A 16,940-nucleotide genomic window follows, 5' to 3' on the forward strand; every position below is an offset into this window, starting at 1 on the left:
CCCGTGAGCCCGCCTCGCGGGTTCGTGGGGCCACCGGGGATGGTGGGTCTTCTCGCGCGCGGAACACGCGCGATGGGCCAGTATACGGGCCCCGCGGCGGCGCTCCAAAACGCCGCCGCGGGGGAATCGGGGGCTAGACCAGCTTCTCGATCTCGTCGGCGCCCAGCTCGACCGGGGTCTCGCGGCCGAAGATGGACACGAGCGCCTTGATGCGGCCGGTGGCGTGGTCGATCTCGGAGATCGTCGCCGCGACCGAGGCGAACGGGCCGGACAGGATGGTGACGGACTCGCCGACCTCGTAGTCGATGGCGGTGCGCTCCTCCTCGGCCTTCGGCGGCTGCGCCACGCCGACCTCGGAGACGTCGGCGCCGGCGGCGTCGCCCTCGGCGGTCTTCGGGGACTCCTTCGGCATGAGGAACTTCGCGACCTCGCGGATCTTCACCTGGGTCGGGTGGCCCTCGGAGCCGACGAAGGAGGTGACGCCCGGGGTGTCGCGGACGACGGACCACGACGGGTCGTCGAGGCTCATGCGGACGAGCACGTAGCCCGGCAGCAGCTTGCGCTTGACGATCTTCTTCTTGCCGTCCTTGCGCTCGAGGACCTCCTCGATCGGGACGACGACCTCGTGGATCTGCTCCTCGACGCCCAGGGTCTGGGCGCGCATCTCGAGGTTGGTCTTCACCTTGTTCTCGTAGCCCGAGTAGCACTGGATGATGTACCAGTCGCCCGGGCGCTTCTTCAGTTCGCGCTGGAACTCGCGGAGGCGGCGGCGGTACTCCTTCTCCGCGTCGGCCTCGGCGTCCGCGTCGGCGGGGGCCTCGGGCTGCTCGGCGGCCTCCGGGGCCTGCGCCTCCTGCGGCTGCTCCTCCGGGGCGTCCTGCGCGCCCTCGCCGGCGGCGGCCTCGATGAGGGCCTCGCCGAGGGAGCCGCGGTCCTCGTCGGCCGCGTCGGAGAACATGGGGTTGCCGTCGCTCATGGCTGGTTCCTTCCTGCAAGAAGAATCCCGCCTTCCGTGCGTCGGAGGCGGGATGGTTTTCGCTGCGGCCGAGTATAGCCGATCGGCCGGGCTAGTCGTAGATGGCGGACACGCCGGCGCCGGCGAGCCAGTCCACGCCCCACACGAGGGCGACCGTGAAGATGAGGAACAGCAGCACGACGATGGTGTAGACGACCATCTGCTTGCCCGTCGGCCAGATGACCTTGCGCAGCTCGGCGATGACCTGCTTGATGAAGGTCAGCGGGTTGCGGGTGCCGCGGCCCTCGACGTCGTCGTTGCGGCGGGCGGGGCGGCTGTCGCGGGGGGCGGAGACTCCCTGCGCCTGGCGCTTGCCGGTGGGGCGCGCGACGTCGGCGGTGCGGGTGGTGTCGTGCTCTGCCACTTCTCTCCTCGCGGGCTCTGCTTCGTGGGGATGGTGCAGGGGCGACAGGACTTGAACCTGCAACCTGCGGTTTTGGAGACCGCTGCTCTGCCAATTGAGCTACGCCCCTTCGTCCGCCGCTCTCGTGGGGCGGACGATCCCCGACCCTAGCATGCGAGCCGGGCAGGCGGTGGCGGGGCCACCGGTAGCGATGGGGGGGATCGAACCCCCGACCTCACGATTATGAGTCGTGCGCTCTCACCATCTGAGCTACATCGCCATGTCGCGTGCCGCGCCGGGGCGCGACAGCAACAGAGCCCCCTGACAGAATCGAACTGTCGACCTTTTCCTTACCATGGAAACGCTCTGCCGACTGAGCTAAGGGGGCACGGCCTCTTCCGTCGTCCCGGCCCGTGTGGACCGGTCCTCCGTGCGAAGCCTCCAGAAGGTTAACCCGCATGTGCCGCACTACACAAATCCCCAGGTGAAGAGTGCTTTTCGACGGTTTCCGCCGCGGCGCGGGAGCCGTCGTCACGCACTGCCCCGCACAACCCGGCGCACACGCGAAACGCGCCCCGGAACATCTCGTTCCGGGGCGCGTCTCCCGTTGTGCCAGATGATGGATTCGAACCAACGTAGGCAATGCCGACGGATTTACAATCCGCTCCCTTTGGCCGCTCGGGCAATCTGGCGTGCACCCTGCGGTGCGCCGCTCATGCTACACCAGGCGATGGCGCGGAAGGCAAATCGCCAGGTCAGCCCACGCGGCGGACGGTGTACTCCGCCAGCTGCGCCAGGGCGGCGCGGGCCGGGATGTCCGGCAGATCCGCGATCGCCTCGTCGGCCTCCGCGACCAGCCGGCGCACGTCCTCCAGCGCGCGGGCCGCGCCGCCGGAGCGGCCGAGCAGCTCGAGGGCCTCCTCCACCAGCGCGTCGTCCGTGACGGGGCCGACGAGGATCTCGCGCAGGCGGTCGCCCACCGGGCCCTCCTCGCGCAGCGCGTAGAGCACCGGCAGCGTGAAGACGCCCTCGCGCAGATCCGTGCCCGGCGTCTTGCCCGACTCCGCGGACTCCGAGCGGATGTCGATGATGTCGTCGACGATCTGGAACACCAGGCCCACGCGGTCGCCGTAGCGCTCCAGCGCCCGGATGGTCTTCTCGTCCGCGCCAGCGTGCAGCGCGCCCAGGCGGCCGGCCGCGGCGATGAGCACGCCCGTCTTCTCGCGGATGACGTTCATGTAGTGCTCGACCTCGTCGCAGCCGGGCGGGCAGCCCAGCGACTCGCGCAGCTGGCCCGTCACCAGGCCCTGGAACGTCCGCGCGAAATGCGCCACCGTCTCCGAGCCCAGGTCCGCCAGCAGGCGCGACGCGACGGCGAAGAGGAAGTCGCCCGACAGGATCGCCACCGAGTTGTCCCACCGCGCGTTCGCCGACGGGGCGCCGCGGCGCAGCTCCGCCTCGTCCATCACGTCGTCGTGGTACAGCGTCGCCAGGTGCACCAGCTCCAGCACCGTCGCCGTGACGGTGACGTTGCGGGCGCCCGGGTCCTCGCCGAACTCGGAGGCGAGGAACGTGAACATCGGGCGGAAGCGCTTCCCGCCGGCGAGCTTCAGGTGGTTGATCTGCTCGATGAGGAAGTCCTCCCCCACCGACAGCTCCGCCGTCAGCAGGTCCTCGCACTCGCGCATGCGCTCCGTGACGCGGGCCTCCAGCTCCGGATCCCCCAGCCCGACGCTGGTGATGCCGCGCCCGCCGGTGCGCTGCGCGTCCGGTGCGGTGGTTCCGCTGGTTCGCATGTGGGGTCCTGCCTCGTGGTCGGGGAACGCTCGATCGTGCCGAACATACCGCATCCCGCCCCGCGGCCCGGCGCCGGGCGTCCGATAGCCTGGGGCAATGTTCGCCGACTCCCCCGCCGCCGTCCCCCCGTCCGTCGACGTCCTCGTCGCCGGCGGCGGGCCCGCCGGCGCCGCGGCCGCCGCCCACGCCGCCGCGGCCGGATACTCGGTCGCCGTCGCCGACGCGAAGGCCTTCCCGAGGGACAAGACCTGCGGAGACGGCCTCACCCCGCGCGCCATCGCGGAGCTGCGCCGCCTCGGCCTCGACGACGCCGTCCTCGCCCGCGTCCGCAACCGCGGCCTGCGCCTCCACGGCTTCGGCGGCTCCGTCGAGGCGCCCTGGCCCGGCGGCGCGTTCCCCTCCACCGGCGCCGCCGTCGCGCGCGAGGAGTTCGACGCCATGGTCCTGCGCCGGGCCGCCGACGCCGGCGCGACCGTCCTCGACGGCCACGCCGTCGCCTCCGTCGAGCGCGGCTCCCTCAACCGCGTCGACGCCGTCGTGCTGCGCGGCCCCGACCGCGCCGAATACCGCGTCCGCGTCCGCTGGCTGCTGGTCGCCGACGGGGTGCGGTCCCCCGTCGGCAAGCAGCTCGGCCGCTGGTGGCACCGCGACCAGGTCTTCGGCGTCGCCGCCCGCTCGTACTGCACCGCCGGCCGCGCCGAGGAGTGGATCCACTCCCACCTCGAGCTCCGCGACGACTCCGGCGAGGCCCACCCCGGGTACGGCTGGATCTTCCCGCTCGGCGCCGGCGACGACGGCGTCCAGCGCGTCAACCTCGGCTGCGGCGCCCTGGCGACCGACTCCCGCCCGACGCGGGCGAACGTCAAGAAGCTCCTGGCGACGTACCACGCGCAGGTCGGGGCCGAATGGGGCCTCGGCGAGCCGGAGCGCGTCACCTCCGCCCTCCTGCCCATGGGCGGCGCCGTCTCCGGCGTCGCCGGCGCCAACTGGGCGCTCATCGGCGACGCCGCCGCGCTGGTCAACCCCCTCAACGGCGAGGGCATCGACTACGGCATGGAGTCCGCCCGCCTCGCCGTCGGCCTGCTGGACGTCGCGGGGACCACCCCCGACGGGCTGGCGCGCGCGTGGCCCGCGCTGCTGCGGGCGGAGTTCGGCGAGGGCTTCTCCCTGGCCCGCCGCCTCGCCCGGCTGCTCACGCTGCCCGGGTTCCTGCCCGCCGTCGGGCCGCTGACGCTCGGCGCCCCGTGGGGCCGGCCCGTGATGGGCATGGCCGCGCGGCTGATGGGCAACCTCGTCGTCGACGCCGACCGCGACGCCGTCGCCCGCCTGTGGCGCGCCGCCGGCCGCGTCTCCGCCCTCGCCGACGCGCGGGGACCGTGGGAGTAGGGCGGCGCCCCTAAAGCCAGCCCAGCTCCACGGCCTTCCGGTGCGCCTCGTGCCGGTTGCGGGCGCCGACCTTGCCTATCGCCGACGACAGGTAGTTGCGCGTCGTGCCCTCCGCCAGGTGCACCGCCGCCGCGATGTCGGCCACCGACCCGCCGGCGCCCGCGGTCTCCAGCGCCTCCGCCTCGCGCTCCGTCAGCGGCGACTCCCCCGCCGAAATCGCCGCCGCCGCCAGATCCGGGTCCAGGTGCCGGCGCCCGGCGCGCACCGCGCGGACCGCGGCGGCGAACTCCTCCGCCGTCGCCGTCTTCGGCAGGAAGCCCCCGACGCCCGCCGCCAGCGCCCGCTTCAGCTGCGCCGGCCGCGCGTGGCTGGTCACCACCAACACCCCCGTGCCCGGGTGCGCGCGGCGGATGCGGCGGGCCGTCTCGACGCCGTCGATGCCGCCCATCTGCAGGTCCACGACGCACACGTCGGCGCCGCCGCGGTCCAGCCACTCCAGCAGCTCCTCCCCGGAGCCGCACGTCGCGACTACCTCCACGTCGTCCTCCAGGCCCAGCAGCGTCGCCAGCGACGCGGCGATGAGCGATTCGTCGTCGGCGACCGCCACGCGGGTCACGTCGTCACGCATCTCCTGCACTTCCCTCCTGCTCATCCCGCGGCAGCCGCAACTCCGCGGTGAACGTCCCGCCGCGCGCCTCCGCGCGCAGCTCCGCCCCGGCCGCCGCCGCGCGGGTGCGCAGCGCCCCGAGGCCGCCCTCCGGGCCCGGCGCGTCCGGCGCTCCGTCGTTGACGACGGCCACCCGGTCCGGCGCCGCCGTGATCCGCACCGTCGTCGCGGAGGAGTGGCGCAGCACGTTCGTCGCGGCCTCGCGGACGAACCACGCCGCCAGCTCCCGGTGCCGCGGCGGCACGTCGAGGGATCCGCCGTCGACGCGCGCATCCACCCCGGCGGAGCGCAGGAGCGACCGGGCGCCCTCGAGCTCCGTCGCGAGGTTCGCGCTGCGGTAGCCCGCCACGACCTCCCGCATGTCGGACGCCGACGTGCGGGTGAGCTCCTGCAAGGCGCGGAGCTCGTCCATCAGCCGGTCGTCGCCGCGCTGGGCGAGGGCGATGGCCAGCTGCGTCTTCAGCGACATCGCCGCCAGGTGCCGGCCCATCGTGTCGTGCAGCTCCTGCGCGAAGCGGAGCCGCTCCTCGTTCACCCGCATCGCCGCCTCCGTCCGCCGCGCCGCGTCGAGCTGCCGGACGACGTCCGCGTACCACGCCGCCGTCAGCACCGACGCGGCCACGATGAACGGCAGCAGGCCGCCGCCGAACCCCGCGACGCCGACCGTCAGCGCGAGCGTCGCCGCCGACAGCGCCGCCGTCGTCAGCCACGGCCGGGGCCGCCACGGCAGCGCGCCGGCGCACGCCGCGATCGCCCCGCCCAGCAGCAGGACCTGGCCGGCCCAGGACACCACGACGGCCGGGTCGGGGCCGCCGGCCAGGCGGAGTGCCAGCCCCGCCGCCCACGTCACGGCCGGCAGGACCTCCGCGAGGAGGCGCGCCCGGCCGACGGGCCGTCGCGGGCGGACGTTGAGCGACGGGTGCAGCTCCGCCACCGCCAGCGCCGGGACGTGCACCGCGATGACGACGGCGGCGACCGCGGCCGCCAGCGGAGGGGTCACGCCCGGCGGCACCGTCCCCACGGCGAACACCAGCGCCATCACCGGGCAGGCGAGGACGAGGAGGAGCGTCGACGCGCGCATGTACAGCGCGACCTTCCCCGGATCCCCCAGACGCGCCCACGCCGCCCGCGGGCGCGCGAGGGCGCCGGCGGGGGCGGGGGCGTCCGCGGGGGCGTGCTCGGTCATCGCCCCCATCGTGCCATCGTCCGGGGTCACCGGCGGTCCCACTTCACGTTGCGGACGCCGTACCAGCCGCACACCGCGGCCCACACGGCGGCCAGGCCCAGCAGCCGGAGGGCGTCGCCCCCACCCGTCCAGCCGGCGTGGCCGAGGTCGTAGACGACCGCGAACGGGTTGGCGTCGAGGACGCGGACGACGACGTCCGGCGCCACCTGCCGCAGCGCGTCGCGGACGGCCGTCATCGACGCCGACGCCAGCACCAGGACGGGCAGGGCGGTCAGCTGGGCGGACTCGGCGTTGCGCGTCACGGCGCCCGTCGCGAAGCCCAGCCCCGCGGCGACGACGACCCCGGCGACGAGCGCGGCCGCGAGGAGCGCGGGGTTCGCCGGCGCGGCGCCCGCGATGATCCCGCCGGCGACGCAGATGAGGACGCCGAAGACGAGCGTCGCGGCGGCGCCCGGCGCGGCGATGGCCGCCAGGATCTCCGCGTCGCGGGACTCGCCGGTGCGCAGGCGGCGCAGGACGCCCTCGCAGCGGCGGGTCACCGACATCGACAGCACGGTGTAGAACTGCACGAAGCACAGCGACAGGAGCAGCAGGAACTCGAAGGCCTGGCCGACGAGCGCGGCGCCGCCGCCGGGCAGGTCGCGGCCGAGGACGACGACGAGCATCGGCAGCAGAATCGGCACCGTCGCGTTGAACAGCAGAGTGCGGTTGCGCAGCAGCTGGCGGAACTCGGCGGTCGCCAGCGCGCGGGTGCGGGACAGGGGCGTGGAGTTGCGGGTGGTCGTGGCGTTTGTCGTGGTCGCGGTCATCGGGGGCTCCTCGGGTCGTCGGGGCGTGTCGTGCGGGGCGGGGTGCGGGGTCAGGCGTCGGGTGTGTGGCCGGCGATGGCCAGGAAGACGGTCTCGAGCGACGCGGCGCGGGCCTCGAAGCGCTCCAGGCGCAGGCCCTCCGCCTCCGCCCAGCGCAGGACGCGCAGCGCGTCGCCCTGCAGGTCGCGCGTTGCGACGGACACCCCGCCCGCTCCCCTCGTCACCGACGCGCCGGGGAGGGCGGGCGGCTCCGCGGCGGCGCCGGGGTCGGCGAAGCCGATGTGGGCGGGCGCGGCGGAGGTGAGCTCCGCGACGGTGCCCTCCGCCCGGATGCGGCCGCGGTGCATGATGCCGATCCGGTCGGCGAGGCGCTCGGCCTCCTCCAGGTAGTGCGTCGTGAGGACCATCGACGTGCCGCGGTCCTTCAGGTCCCCGAGCAGCCGCCAGGTGTTGGCGCGGGACTCCGGGTCGAGGCCGGTGGTCGGCTCGTCGAGGAACAGGACGTCCGGGTCGCCCATCAGCGCGCAGGCGAGGTCGAGACGCCGCTGCTCGCCGCCGGACAGGGCGCCGACGCGGACGTCGAGGCGGTGCTGCAGCTCGACGGACTCGAGGACCTCGCCGAGGTCGCGGGGCGCCGAGCAGGTGCCGCGCCACATCGCCGCGGTCTCCCGGACGGTGAGGTCCTGCGGCAGCCCGCCGGACTGCAGCATCGTGCCGGTGCGGCGGCGGACGGCCGCGCGGTCCTTCACCGGGTCCATGCCGAGGACGCGCACGCTGCCGCGGTCCGGCGTCGCGAGGCCCTCGATGAGGTCCATCGTCGACGTCTTGCCGGCGCCGTTCGTGCCGAGCAGGCCGTAGACCTCGCCCGGGCGGACGTGGAACGCGACGCCGTCGACCGCCGTGAAGCGGTCCCGACCGGTGCCGTAGGTCCGGGTGACGTTCCGGACCTCGATGATGGGGGTGTCGGTTTCTCCGTGTGCTCCGTTCATGGCCCCCATGCTCGCCGGGCGGCGTTTGCGCCGGTAGAGCGCTTTGTCACCTCCTCATCCGCATCCGTCACGTCTCCGGGATGACATCCGTCATGCCGGGCGCGGGCTGCGCGGCTCCTTCGGCGGACTCCTTCTGCTCCGCCTGCTCCTGCTGTTCCGCCAGCCGGCGGGCGAGCTCGTCCTCGTCGGCGACGCCGAGGCGGCGGAGGTTGCGCAGCCGCACGGTGGCGGCGCGGCGGACGAGGTGGTCGGCGAACGTCTCCCGGCCGTGCCCGGCGAGCGCGCCCGAGGGGAACGTCGTCAGGCTCTCCCCGTCGACGCTCGTCCACGTCTCCTCCCCGCCCGGGTGCCGGGTGACGTCCCACAGCCGGGCGGTCTTGAGGTTGTGGTGGCGCCGGCACAGCAGGTGCAGGTTCCCGGTGTCGGTCGGGCCGCCCGCCGCGGGGTCGTCGTGGTCGTAGGGCTTCACGTGGTCGACGTCGCACCGGTGCGCCGGGGCGTCGCAGCCCGGGAAGCGGCACGTACCGTCGACGCCCTCCACGCGGGCTCGCTGGGAGTCGGTGGGGCGGTACCCGTCGGCACGCGAATCCGCGGAGAACCGCAGGTGCGTCGCCCGCGCCAGCCACTCCTCCGTCGCCGTCCGCCCCAGCCAGCCGACGCCCGGCAGCCACGCGCGGGCGTCCGGGTCGTCGGCGGCGAGGTGGAGGTTCAGGGTGACGTCGACGCGGGCGACGCGGTGCGCCATCGCCATCAGCCCCTCCGCGCGGGAACAACCGAGCTCCGCGCAGAGGGCGTCGAGGATCATCCGGAACTCCAGCATCCGGTCGGGGCGCAGGCCGGCGGCGACGGTGTGGACGTCGTCGGCGCGCTCGTCGAAGTCGACCGACTCCTGCCGCGGCTCCTCGCGCGGCGGCATGTCCTCGTCGTCCGCCGGCGCGGCGAGCGGGTCGAGGGCGTCGATGACGTCCATCAGGTGCCGCCGCAGCGTCCGCGGCCCCGGCAGCGGCTGCCCCTCCCGCACGGGGCGGAGGAACTCGAGGAGCGCCTCCTCCACCAGCGGCATGTGCTCGTCGGCCACCGCCGCGACGCACTCCCCCACGACGCGCAGGTGCCACTGCGGGACGTGGCCACGCTCAGCACACGATGTCGCGAACGCGGGCATCCGCCCGAGCGCCTCCCCGGCGAGGACGTAGCCCATCGCCGCGCCCCGCGGCACGCCCAGGCGCACCGACAGGCGCGCCAGATGATGCTCGACGTCAGCGTCCGGGTCGGGCCGCGCCAGCCGCGCGAGCTCCGCCTCCGCCCGGTTGCGCGCCATCGCGACGGCGCAGTGCGGATCCTCCGCCCGCTCGTTGCGGAAGCGCGGCAGCCGGTCCTCCGCGGATTGCGCTTTCCGACGGTCCCCGCCCGGCGGTGCGCCGCCATCCCCGCGGCCGCCACCGTCGTCCGCGCCGTTGCCGTCCCCGCCGAATTCCCCGCTCATGGCCTCATCCCCCGATGTCGATTGCCATTGCCCTCATCGTACACGTGTTCGAACAGGCGGCGCAAGGGGCAACCCGGGGCAATCCGGAGCAATCCGCGAAAGGCCCCGAAAACCGCGGAAGCGCCGCACCCCGGGCGGGGCGCGGCGCGGACGACGCGGGCGACGGCGGGGCTAGCCCGGCTTCACCGCCGAGTGCATCGCGGCGATGCCGAAGGTGAGGTTCTGCCAGCCGCAGTCCTCCCAGCCGGAGCGGTTGATCATCCGCGCCAGCTCCTCCTGGTCCGGCCACGCGCGGATGGATTCGGCCAGGTAGACGTAGGCGTCCGGGTTGGACGACACGGCGCGGGCGATGGCCGGCAGCGCGGCCATGATGTACTCCTTGTAGACCGTCGCCGCGACCGGCACGACGGGGGTGGAGAACTCGGCGACGGTGAGGCGGCCGCCCGGCTTGGTCACGCGCGCCATCTCCCGCAGGCCCTGCTCCGGATCGTGGATGTTGCGCAGGCCCCACGTGATGGTGACCGCGTCGAACACCCCGTCGGCGAACGGCAGGTTCATGCCGTCGCCGCAGACCTTCGGCACGTCGCGGTGCGCGCCCGCCTTCAGCATGCCGCGGGAGAAGTCGCAGGCCACGCACCAGGCTCCGTCGGCGGCGAGCGCCTCCGTGGAAATCGCGGTGCCGGCGGCGAGATCGAGGACCAGCTCCCCCGGCCACGGGTCGAGCCGGCGGGTGATGCGGCGGCGCCAGTAGGCGTCCAGGCCGCCCGTCATCACGGTGTTGGTGATGTCGTACCGCTTGCCGACCGCGTCGAACATCGACGCGACCTCGAACGGCTTCTTCTCAAGATCTGCCTTCGCCACACCGGGAAGGCTACCGGAGCATCAGGCGGCGAGGTTCGCGCGGGCCGCCCCGAGCCCGGCGACGGCGGCGTAGTGGCCCAGCAGGTCGTCGCACAGCGACGCCCACGTGCGGCCCTCGACGGACGCGCGGCACGCGTCGCGCAGCTCCGGGCCGGCGACGTTGCCGGTCCAGCGGGCGACGGCGGCGGGCAGGGCGGCCGCGAAGCCGTCGACCGGCAGCAGCTCCCCGTCGACGCCGGCGTGGATGAGGTCGCGCGGGCCGCCCGCGTCGGGGGCGATGGCGGGGACGCCGGAGGCGTGGGCCTCCTGCACCGCCTGGCAGAACGTCTCGTACTCGCCGGTGTGGACGAACAGGTCGAGGGAGGCGTAGGCGCGCGCCAGCTCGTCGCCGCCGAGCTGCCCGGTGAACACCGCCGACGGCATCGCCGCGGCGAGGTCCTTCCGCTCCGGGCCGTCGCCCACGACGACGACCTGCCAGCGGCCGTCCTCCGCGACCTCCGCCAGCCGCTGCACCGACTTCTCCGCGGCGAGGCGGCCGACGTAGCCGACGATGGGCCGGCCGTCGGGGTTCCACATGCGGCGCAGCGCCTCGGACCGCTTGGACGGGTGGAAGCGGACGCCGTCGACGCCGCGGCCCCAGCGGTGGATGTCCCGGATGCCGTGGGCCATCAGGTCGCGGATGGTCGACGTCGACGGGGCGAGGGTGCGGGCGCAGGAGTTGTGGATGACGCGGGTCCAGCCCCACGCCGCGGAGCCGAGGCCCTTCAGCCGGTAGTTGTTCGCGAAGCCCGCGACGTCCGTCTGGTACACCGCCACCGCCGGGATGCCGAGCGCGCGGGCGGTGAACGCCCCGGCGGCGCCGAGCACGAACGGGGAGGCGAGGTGGACGACGTCGGGGCCGAAGCGGCGCAGCTCCACCGCCAGCGTCGAGTTGGGGACGCCGATGGGCAGGGAGTCGATGAACGGGACCATCACGGTGGGGACGCGGGCGATGCGGAAGCCGCGGTACGACTCCACCTCGTCCTGGTGCGTCCGCGCGCCGGGGGCGATGACCAGCGCGTCGTGGCCGTGATCCGCCAGGTGGTCGAGCACCCGGAGGATCGAGTTCGTGACACCGTTCATGTTCGGGAGGAACGACTCCGCGACGATTGCGACTCGCATGGGGCCCACCGTGCCACTCCCTTCCTGCATCGGCGTTATCGTGCGGTTTACTTTGCCTTATCGCCGGGTGAACCGGGGGTTTCGCGCCTGGTGGCGCGGACCGTGAGCCACCACGGCGACGCGGCGACGACCAGCCCCGCGGCGAAGATCGACGCCGCCGGCACGATCGCCAGCGTCCACCGCCGGCCCTCGACCCGGACGAGATCCGGATCCCCCCTATCGTATTCCACGCGGACGCGGTCGCCCTCCTCCAGGCCGACCGGGTAGCGCACGCCGCGCGGGGGCGAGCGGTACTCGCCCTCCTCGTCGACGAAGTCCACCGACGTGCGCGTCCGCTCCACCGCCCGCACCTCCGCGACGGCGCGGCCGGTGTCGGACTCGATGCCCCGATCGCCCCACCAGGCGCCGAACACCATGCCGAGGCAGGAGACGAGCAGCGCCGCCAGCAGCACGAGGATGACCTGGCGGAACCGGCGCGGCCAGTCGACGGCGCCGGGGCGCGCGCTCATCGCCCGCCCGCCGTCGTCCGCCGCGCCAGCTCCGCATGCAGGCCGCGGCGCACGGAGCGGTCGGTGCGGGCCTCGACGACGCGGATGCCGTCGACGTCGGTGTCGGGGTGCAGCTCCGCCAGCAGCGACGGCAGGTCGTCCGCGCGGCGGTGGTCGGCGCCGTAGGCGTCGCACAGCGCGGCAAGGTCGACGTCGTGCGGGGTGCCGAAGACCCGCTCGAAGCCGGCGCGCAGCGGCTCGCGGCCGGGCTCGAGGGTCTCGAAGATGCCGCCGCCGGCGTCGTTCGCGACGACGACGAGCAGATTGCCCGGCCGCGGCTCCCCCGGCCCGATCTGCAGCGAGCCCGCGTCGTGGAGGAACGTCAGGTCGCCCATGAACGCCAGCGTGCGCGGCGGGCGGACGAGGTCGGGCTCCGCGCGGTCGCGGACCAGCGCCCGGCCGATCGCCGCGGCGAGCGTGCCGTCGATGCCGGCCGCCCCGCGGAACGCCGCGACGTCGACGCCCGGGAACGGCAGCCCCGCCAGCGACGCGTCGCGCACCGGATTCGACGACCCGAGCACGAGCAGGTCGCCGGTGCGCAGCGAATCCGCGACCGCCGCCGCGACGTGCAGCCCCGACATCGGGCCGTCGCCGGCGAGCACGTCGCGCACCGCGTCCGCCGCCAGCTGCGACGCCGCCTCGGCGACGCGCAGCCACGTCTCCGGCTGCTCGCCGACGACGGTCACCGCGGCGCAGGTGCGCGCCGCGTTCGCGGTGACGTCCGGGTAGTCCTCGGCGCGGGGTCGCCCGCCGCGCGTGACGACGACGACCTCCACCTCCGGATCCGCCAGCAGCCGGGCCACGGGGCGGTGCAGCGTGGGGCGGCCCAGGACGATGACCCGGCGGGGGCGCACGTCGACGACGCCCTCCTCCCCCACCAGCGGATCCCCGCACAGGAGGTTCAGCGCCAGCGGGTGCACGGGCGTCGCCGGCGCGGGGGCGGTGGGCTCGGCGACGGTCGGCACGTCGTCAAGCTCCGGGACGGACGGGGCGCCGTCGCCGGCGATGACCAGCGTGGGCGCGGAGACGTCGACGACCTCCGGCCGCGGCCGCGCCTGCGCGAGGTGCCCGACCGCCGTCCACGGCCGGCCCCCGCCGCGGCCCGGGCCGATGGCCGGGGGCTCGTCGGCCTCCGGCACCAGCGGCTCCACCAGGCGGACGTTGAGGTGGCCCGCCCCGCCCGACGCCCCCGTCATCGCGGCGTGCATGCGGTCGACGCGGGCGCGCAGCACCGCCTCGTCGACCGAGGCGGTCGCGTCGACGTCGTCAGCGCGCACGCAGCACTCCGCGAACAGCCGCGCCTGCTCGATGGTCTGGTTCGCCCCCGTGCCCCGGTACGACGCCGGCCGATCCGCGGTCAGCGCCAGCAGCGGCACGCCCGAGTACGTCGCCTCCACCATCGCCGGGGCGAGGTTCGCCACCGCCGTGCCCGACGTGACGACGACGGGCACCGGCGCCCCCGACCCCGACGCCAGGCCGAGGGCGAGGAACGCCGCGCCGCGCTCGTCCATCCGCACGTGCAGCCGGATGCGCCCCTCCGCGTCCGCCGCCGCCAGCGCGCGGGCCAGCGGGGCGGAGCGGGAGCCGGGGCACACCACCGCCTCGCGCACGCCCAGGCGGGCGAGCTCGTCGACGATGACGGCGGCGGCGACGGCGGCGGGGGCGGTGTCCATGGGGATCTAGAGTAGCCGCAGGCAGCGCCGCGCCCGGTCCAGCCACCAGTCCCGCCGATCGCCCGGCGCGGCCAGCGCCTCCAGCCGATCCGGATCGGGCACCGCGGGCACCGCGGCGAGGCGGCCGCCGCGGAGCTCGCGCGGGGCGCACACGTCCTCCGCGAAGAGCGACCCCGTCGCCAGGCCGCACGGCTGCGGATCCGGCAGCGCCGCCGCGGCCGACAGCCCCGCGTACATGCCGACGGCCGTCTCCAGCGCCGACGACACCGTCAGCGCCACCCCGTGATCCGCCAGCCGCCGGCCGAGCTCCACCACCGCCCGCGGCCCGCCCAGCGGCGCGGCCTTGACGACGGCGACGTCCGCGGCGTCCATCCGCACCACCTCCCACGGATCCTCCGCCTTCCGGATCGACTCGTCGGCGGCGACGCGCACCGGCAGGCCCTCCGCCCGCACCCGCGCCCGGACCTCCGCCAGCTCCGCGACCGTCCGGCACGGCTGCTCCAGGTAGTCCAGCTCGCCGAGCGCCCGGGCCGCCGCGACCGCCTCGTCCGGCGTCCACCCCATGTTCGCGTCGCACCGCACCCGCGCCCCCGGCAGCGCCTCCCGCACCGCCGCGACGCGGGCCACGTCGTCCGCGAGCCGCTGGCCGGGCTCCGCGACCTTCACCTTCACCGTCGCGCACCCCGGATACCGCCCCAGCAGCTCCGGCACGCGCGCCGCGTCGACGGCGGGCACCGTCGCGTTGACCTCGACGTCGTCACGCAGCGGCTCCGGGGGACCCGACCACCCGAGCTCCACGCACGACCGCAGCCACCGCGCAGCCTCCGCGTCCCCGTACTCCGGGAACGGCGAGAACTCCGCCCACCCCGCCGGCCCCTCCACCAGCATCGCCTCCCGCACCTGAACGCCGCGGAACCGCACCCGCATCGGCAGGGCGACGACGCGGGCGCGCTCCAGCAGCTCCTCGGCGGACGGGACGGGGGCGTTCACGGGGCTCATGGCCCCATCGTGCCACCGCTACCCTGGGGCCATGACCGACAACCCCTTCCGCCCCGACCAGTGGCGCGAGGTCCCCGGATTCGAGGACCTCACCGACGTCACCTACCACCGGCACGCCGGCGAGGGCCGCGCCAACGGCATCGTCCGCATCGCGTTCGACCGCCCCGAGGTCCGCAACGCCTTCCGCCCCCACACCGTCGACGAGCTCCACCGCGTCCTCGACCACGCCCGCCGCACCCCCGACGTCGGCGTCGTCCTGCTCACCGGCAACGGCCCCTCCCCCAAGGACGGCGGCTGGGCGTTCTGCTCCGGCGGCGACCAGCGCATCCGCGGCCGCTCCGGCTACCAGTACGCCGTGACCCACGACTCCGACGTCGCCGCCGCCGGCGCCGACGGCGTCGACGAGGCCCGCGCCAAGGTCGAGGGCGGCCGGCTGCACATCCTCGAGGTCCAGCGCCTCATCCGCACCATGCCGAAGGTCGTCATCGCCCTCGTCAACGGCTGGGCCGCCGGCGGCGGGCACTCCCTCCACGTCGTCTGCGACCTCACCCTCGCCTCCCGCGAGCACGCCCGCTTCAAGCAGACCGACGCCGACGTCGGCAGCTTCGACGGCGGCTACGGCTCCGCCTACCTGGCCAAGCAGGTCGGCCAGAAGTTCGCCCGCGAGATCTTCTTCCTCGGCCGCCCCTACGACGCCGAGACGATGCACCGCATGGGCGCCGTCAACGAGGTCGTCGACCACGCCGACCTCGAGGACGTCGCCGTCGAGTGGGCCCGCGCCATCAACGGCAAGTCCCCCACCGCCCAGCGCATGCTGAAGTTCGCGTTCAACCTGCTGGACGACGGCCTGGTCGGCCAGCAGGTCTTCGCCGGCGAGGCCACCCGCCTGGCCTACATGACCGACGAGGCCGTCGAGGGCAAGAACGCCTTCCTGGAGAAGCGCGACCCCGACTGGGACGACTTCCCCTTCTACTACTGACGCCCGCGACGGCGGCCCCTCGGCCGCCGGGGAAAAAGGGGGACGGGCCCCGCGCACCACGTGGTGCGCGGGGCCCGTCGCCGTGCGGGGCCGCGGGGCCGCGGGGCCGTCCTAGCCGAGGGAGCTGGACGACGGCAGCTGCACGCCCTCCGGCAGCAGCTCGTCGATGTCGACGGAGCCGAAGATGCCCTCGATGTCCGAGCTGCTCGGCAGCGGCAGCGGGAACTCCGGGACCTCCGGGGCCGCCGGGGCCTCCGGGGCCGGGGCCGTCGGGTTGGTCGCCAGCACGCCCTGCATCCAGCCGTGCAGCGGCGCGGTCTGGACGTGGATGTACAGGCCGGTCACGGTCGGCGGGACGACCGGGACGTAGGAGATGCCCATGGACAGGACGCCGACGACGCGGCCGTCCTGGAAGATCGGCGAGCCGGAGTCGCCCTGCTGCAGGACGGTCGGCAGCTGGGTGCGCGTCATGTAGACGTCCTGCGCGCCGTAGGAGTCCTCGGAGCCGTACTCCATGATGTCGACCGGGGCGGTCGGCAGCTTGCCGGTGACGCCCTGGCCGAGGGAGGACCAGCCGTAGGCCTGGGCCTGCGAGCCGGCCGGCGCGACGTTCGCGGCAATCTCCGGGTAGTGGGACAGGCCCATGTCCTCGGTGACGTGGATGAGGGCGATGTCGCCCGCCGGGGCGGTCTCCCACGCGTTGATCTGGAACTGGCGCGTGTCGGCGCCCTGGCCGGTGGTGACGGTGCCGCCGAGGGTGGCGCCGTCGACGCAGTGCTGCGCGGTGAGGACCCACTGCGGCGCGACCGCGGTGCCCGTGCACTCCGCCATGCCGTTGTCGTACGGCGTGAGGATGCGGACGACGGACTGGGCCTCCGCCGAGGCGGGGTCGGAGAACGGGGCGAACGCGAGGGCGCCGGCGGTGCCGGCGCCGAGGCCCACGGCGCCGAGCGCGGCGGCCGTGGTCGCGAGGAGCTTGCGCAGCATGTGCGATCCTTTCAGTGGCTGAACGATGCCGGGTGTCCGGGACATCCTACCCCGGGC

At 74.9% G+C, this 16,940-nt stretch carries 16 protein-coding genes and 4 tRNA genes; 2 read left to right on the plus strand and 18 right to left on the minus strand.

Features of this window, described 5'->3' with window-relative positions:
* Nucleotides 1-133 precede the first annotated feature (133 nt).
* From nusG to QQS41_RS05435, 7 genes are all read right to left on the minus strand, one after another.
* Nucleotides 134-976, minus strand: coding sequence for a transcription termination/antitermination protein NusG (gene nusG / locus QQS41_RS05405; protein ID WP_448851629.1), 843 nt, complete (start codon nucleotides 974-976; stop codon nucleotides 134-136).
* Between the two features lie 91 nt (nucleotides 977-1,067).
* Nucleotides 1,068-1,379 carry a preprotein translocase subunit SecE gene (gene secE / locus QQS41_RS05410; protein ID WP_448851630.1) on the minus strand — a complete coding sequence of 104 codons (312 nt, stop codon included), beginning with the start codon at nucleotides 1,377-1,379 and terminating at the stop codon, nucleotides 1,068-1,070.
* A gap of 36 nt (nucleotides 1,380-1,415) precedes the next feature.
* A tRNA-Trp gene (locus QQS41_RS05415) sits at nucleotides 1,416-1,488 on the minus strand.
* A 76-nt stretch (nucleotides 1,489-1,564) separates the two neighbouring features.
* Nucleotides 1,565-1,638 (minus strand) — tRNA-Met (locus QQS41_RS05420).
* A gap of 35 nt (nucleotides 1,639-1,673) precedes the next feature.
* Nucleotides 1,674-1,746, minus strand: a tRNA-Thr gene (locus QQS41_RS05425).
* Between the two features lie 222 nt (nucleotides 1,747-1,968).
* A tRNA-Tyr gene (locus QQS41_RS05430) sits at nucleotides 1,969-2,050 on the minus strand.
* A gap of 63 nt (nucleotides 2,051-2,113) precedes the next feature.
* On the minus strand, nucleotides 2,114-3,154 hold the full coding sequence (locus QQS41_RS05435) for a polyprenyl synthetase family protein (RefSeq protein ID WP_448851631.1): 1,041 nt from the start codon (nucleotides 3,152-3,154) through the stop codon (nucleotides 2,114-2,116).
* Nucleotides 3,155-3,251: 97 nt separating this feature from the next.
* Between QQS41_RS05435 and QQS41_RS05440 the strand changes: the two genes are divergently transcribed.
* A complete protein-coding gene (locus tag QQS41_RS05440) occupies nucleotides 3,252-4,541 on the plus strand; it encodes a geranylgeranyl reductase family protein (protein ID WP_448851632.1) in 1,290 nt (429 codons plus the stop codon).
* Nucleotides 4,542-4,551: 10 nt separating this feature from the next.
* Here QQS41_RS05440 and QQS41_RS05445 read toward each other — a convergent pair whose 3' ends face one another.
* The 10 genes from QQS41_RS05445 to QQS41_RS05490 all read right to left on the minus strand — a co-directional run bounded on the left by QQS41_RS05445 (nucleotide 4,552) and on the right by QQS41_RS05490 (nucleotide 14,917).
* Nucleotides 4,552-5,193: a response regulator gene (locus tag QQS41_RS05445; RefSeq protein ID WP_448851633.1), complete on the minus strand. Its 642-nt coding sequence runs from the start codon at nucleotides 5,191-5,193 to the stop codon at nucleotides 4,552-4,554.
* On the minus strand, nucleotides 5,162-6,394 hold the full coding sequence (locus QQS41_RS05450) for a sensor histidine kinase (RefSeq protein WP_448851634.1): 1,233 nt from the start codon (nucleotides 6,392-6,394) through the stop codon (nucleotides 5,162-5,164). The genes QQS41_RS05445 and QQS41_RS05450 overlap by 32 nt, the downstream gene beginning before the upstream one ends.
* 26 nt (nucleotides 6,395-6,420) lie before the next feature.
* Complete coding sequence (locus QQS41_RS05455; protein WP_448851635.1) at nucleotides 6,421-7,203, minus strand: ABC transporter permease; 783 nt, start codon at nucleotides 7,201-7,203, stop codon at nucleotides 6,421-6,423.
* Nucleotides 7,204-7,253: 50 nt separating this feature from the next.
* A complete protein-coding gene (locus QQS41_RS05460; protein WP_448851636.1) occupies nucleotides 7,254-8,192 on the minus strand; it encodes an ABC transporter ATP-binding protein in 939 nt (312 codons plus the stop codon).
* A gap of 67 nt (nucleotides 8,193-8,259) precedes the next feature.
* A complete protein-coding gene (locus tag QQS41_RS05465) occupies nucleotides 8,260-9,675 on the minus strand; it encodes an HNH endonuclease signature motif containing protein (RefSeq protein ID WP_448851637.1) in 1,416 nt (471 codons plus the stop codon).
* 171 nt (nucleotides 9,676-9,846) lie between these two features.
* Entirely contained in the window at nucleotides 9,847-10,536 is a 690-nt protein-coding gene (locus tag QQS41_RS05470; protein WP_448851638.1) for a demethylmenaquinone methyltransferase, read from the minus strand.
* A 21-nt stretch (nucleotides 10,537-10,557) separates the two neighbouring features.
* Entirely contained in the window at nucleotides 10,558-11,697 is a 1,140-nt protein-coding gene (locus QQS41_RS05475) for a glycosyltransferase family 4 protein (RefSeq protein WP_448851639.1), read from the minus strand.
* A gap of 47 nt (nucleotides 11,698-11,744) precedes the next feature.
* Nucleotides 11,745-12,206 (minus strand): DUF3592 domain-containing protein, encoded by a 462-nt coding sequence (locus QQS41_RS05480; protein ID WP_448851640.1) that lies wholly within the window; start codon nucleotides 12,204-12,206, stop codon nucleotides 11,745-11,747.
* Entirely contained in the window at nucleotides 12,203-13,918 is a 1,716-nt protein-coding gene (gene menD, locus QQS41_RS05485; RefSeq protein ID WP_448851641.1) for a 2-succinyl-5-enolpyruvyl-6-hydroxy-3-cyclohexene-1-carboxylic-acid synthase, read from the minus strand. Before menD ends, QQS41_RS05480 begins: the two co-directional genes overlap by 4 nt.
* 6 nt (nucleotides 13,919-13,924) lie before the next feature.
* Nucleotides 13,925-14,917 carry an o-succinylbenzoate synthase gene (locus tag QQS41_RS05490; RefSeq protein WP_448851642.1) on the minus strand — a complete coding sequence of 331 codons (993 nt, stop codon included), beginning with the start codon at nucleotides 14,915-14,917 and terminating at the stop codon, nucleotides 13,925-13,927.
* Between the two features lie 31 nt (nucleotides 14,918-14,948).
* Between QQS41_RS05490 and QQS41_RS05495 the strand changes: the two genes are divergently transcribed.
* A complete protein-coding gene (locus QQS41_RS05495) occupies nucleotides 14,949-15,896 on the plus strand; it encodes a 1,4-dihydroxy-2-naphthoyl-CoA synthase (protein ID WP_448851643.1) in 948 nt (315 codons plus the stop codon).
* 111 nt (nucleotides 15,897-16,007) lie between these two features.
* Here QQS41_RS05495 and QQS41_RS05500 read toward each other — a convergent pair whose 3' ends face one another.
* Nucleotides 16,008-16,883: a trypsin-like serine protease gene (locus QQS41_RS05500; RefSeq protein WP_448851644.1), complete on the minus strand. Its 876-nt coding sequence runs from the start codon at nucleotides 16,881-16,883 to the stop codon at nucleotides 16,008-16,010.
* Nucleotides 16,884-16,940: the final 57 nt, after the last annotated feature.

Source organism: Corynebacterium sp. 335C, from assembly GCF_053525695.1.

Coding starts and splice junctions, on each gene's coding strand:
- nusG (WP_448851629.1), bottom strand. CDS start 976: ATGAGCGACGGCAACCCCATGTTCTCCGACGCGGCCGACGAGGACCGC.
- QQS41_RS05435 (WP_448851631.1), bottom strand. CDS start 3,154: ATGCGAACCAGCGGAACCACCGCACCGGACGCGCAGCGCACCGGCGGG.
- QQS41_RS05440 (WP_448851632.1), top strand. CDS start 3,252: ATGTTCGCCGACTCCCCCGCCGCCGTCCCCCCGTCCGTCGACGTCCTC.
- QQS41_RS05445 (WP_448851633.1), bottom strand. CDS start 5,193: ATGAGCAGGAGGGAAGTGCAGGAGATGCGTGACGACGTGACCCGCGTG.
- QQS41_RS05450 (WP_448851634.1), bottom strand. CDS start 6,394: ATGACCGAGCACGCCCCCGCGGACGCCCCCGCCCCCGCCGGCGCCCTC.
- QQS41_RS05455 (WP_448851635.1), bottom strand. CDS start 7,203: ATGACCGCGACCACGACAAACGCCACGACCACCCGCAACTCCACGCCC.
- QQS41_RS05460 (WP_448851636.1), bottom strand. CDS start 8,192: ATGAACGGAGCACACGGAGAAACCGACACCCCCATCATCGAGGTCCGG.
- QQS41_RS05465 (WP_448851637.1), bottom strand. CDS start 9,675: ATGAGCGGGGAATTCGGCGGGGACGGCAACGGCGCGGACGACGGTGGC.
- QQS41_RS05475 (WP_448851639.1), bottom strand. CDS start 11,697: ATGCGAGTCGCAATCGTCGCGGAGTCGTTCCTCCCGAACATGAACGGT.
- QQS41_RS05480 (WP_448851640.1), bottom strand. CDS start 12,206: ATGAGCGCGCGCCCCGGCGCCGTCGACTGGCCGCGCCGGTTCCGCCAG.
- menD (WP_448851641.1), bottom strand. CDS start 13,918: ATGGACACCGCCCCCGCCGCCGTCGCCGCCGCCGTCATCGTCGACGAG.
- QQS41_RS05490 (WP_448851642.1), bottom strand. CDS start 14,917: ATGAGCCCCGTGAACGCCCCCGTCCCGTCCGCCGAGGAGCTGCTGGAG.
- QQS41_RS05495 (WP_448851643.1), top strand. CDS start 14,949: ATGACCGACAACCCCTTCCGCCCCGACCAGTGGCGCGAGGTCCCCGGA.
- QQS41_RS05500 (WP_448851644.1), bottom strand. CDS start 16,883: ATGCTGCGCAAGCTCCTCGCGACCACGGCCGCCGCGCTCGGCGCCGTG.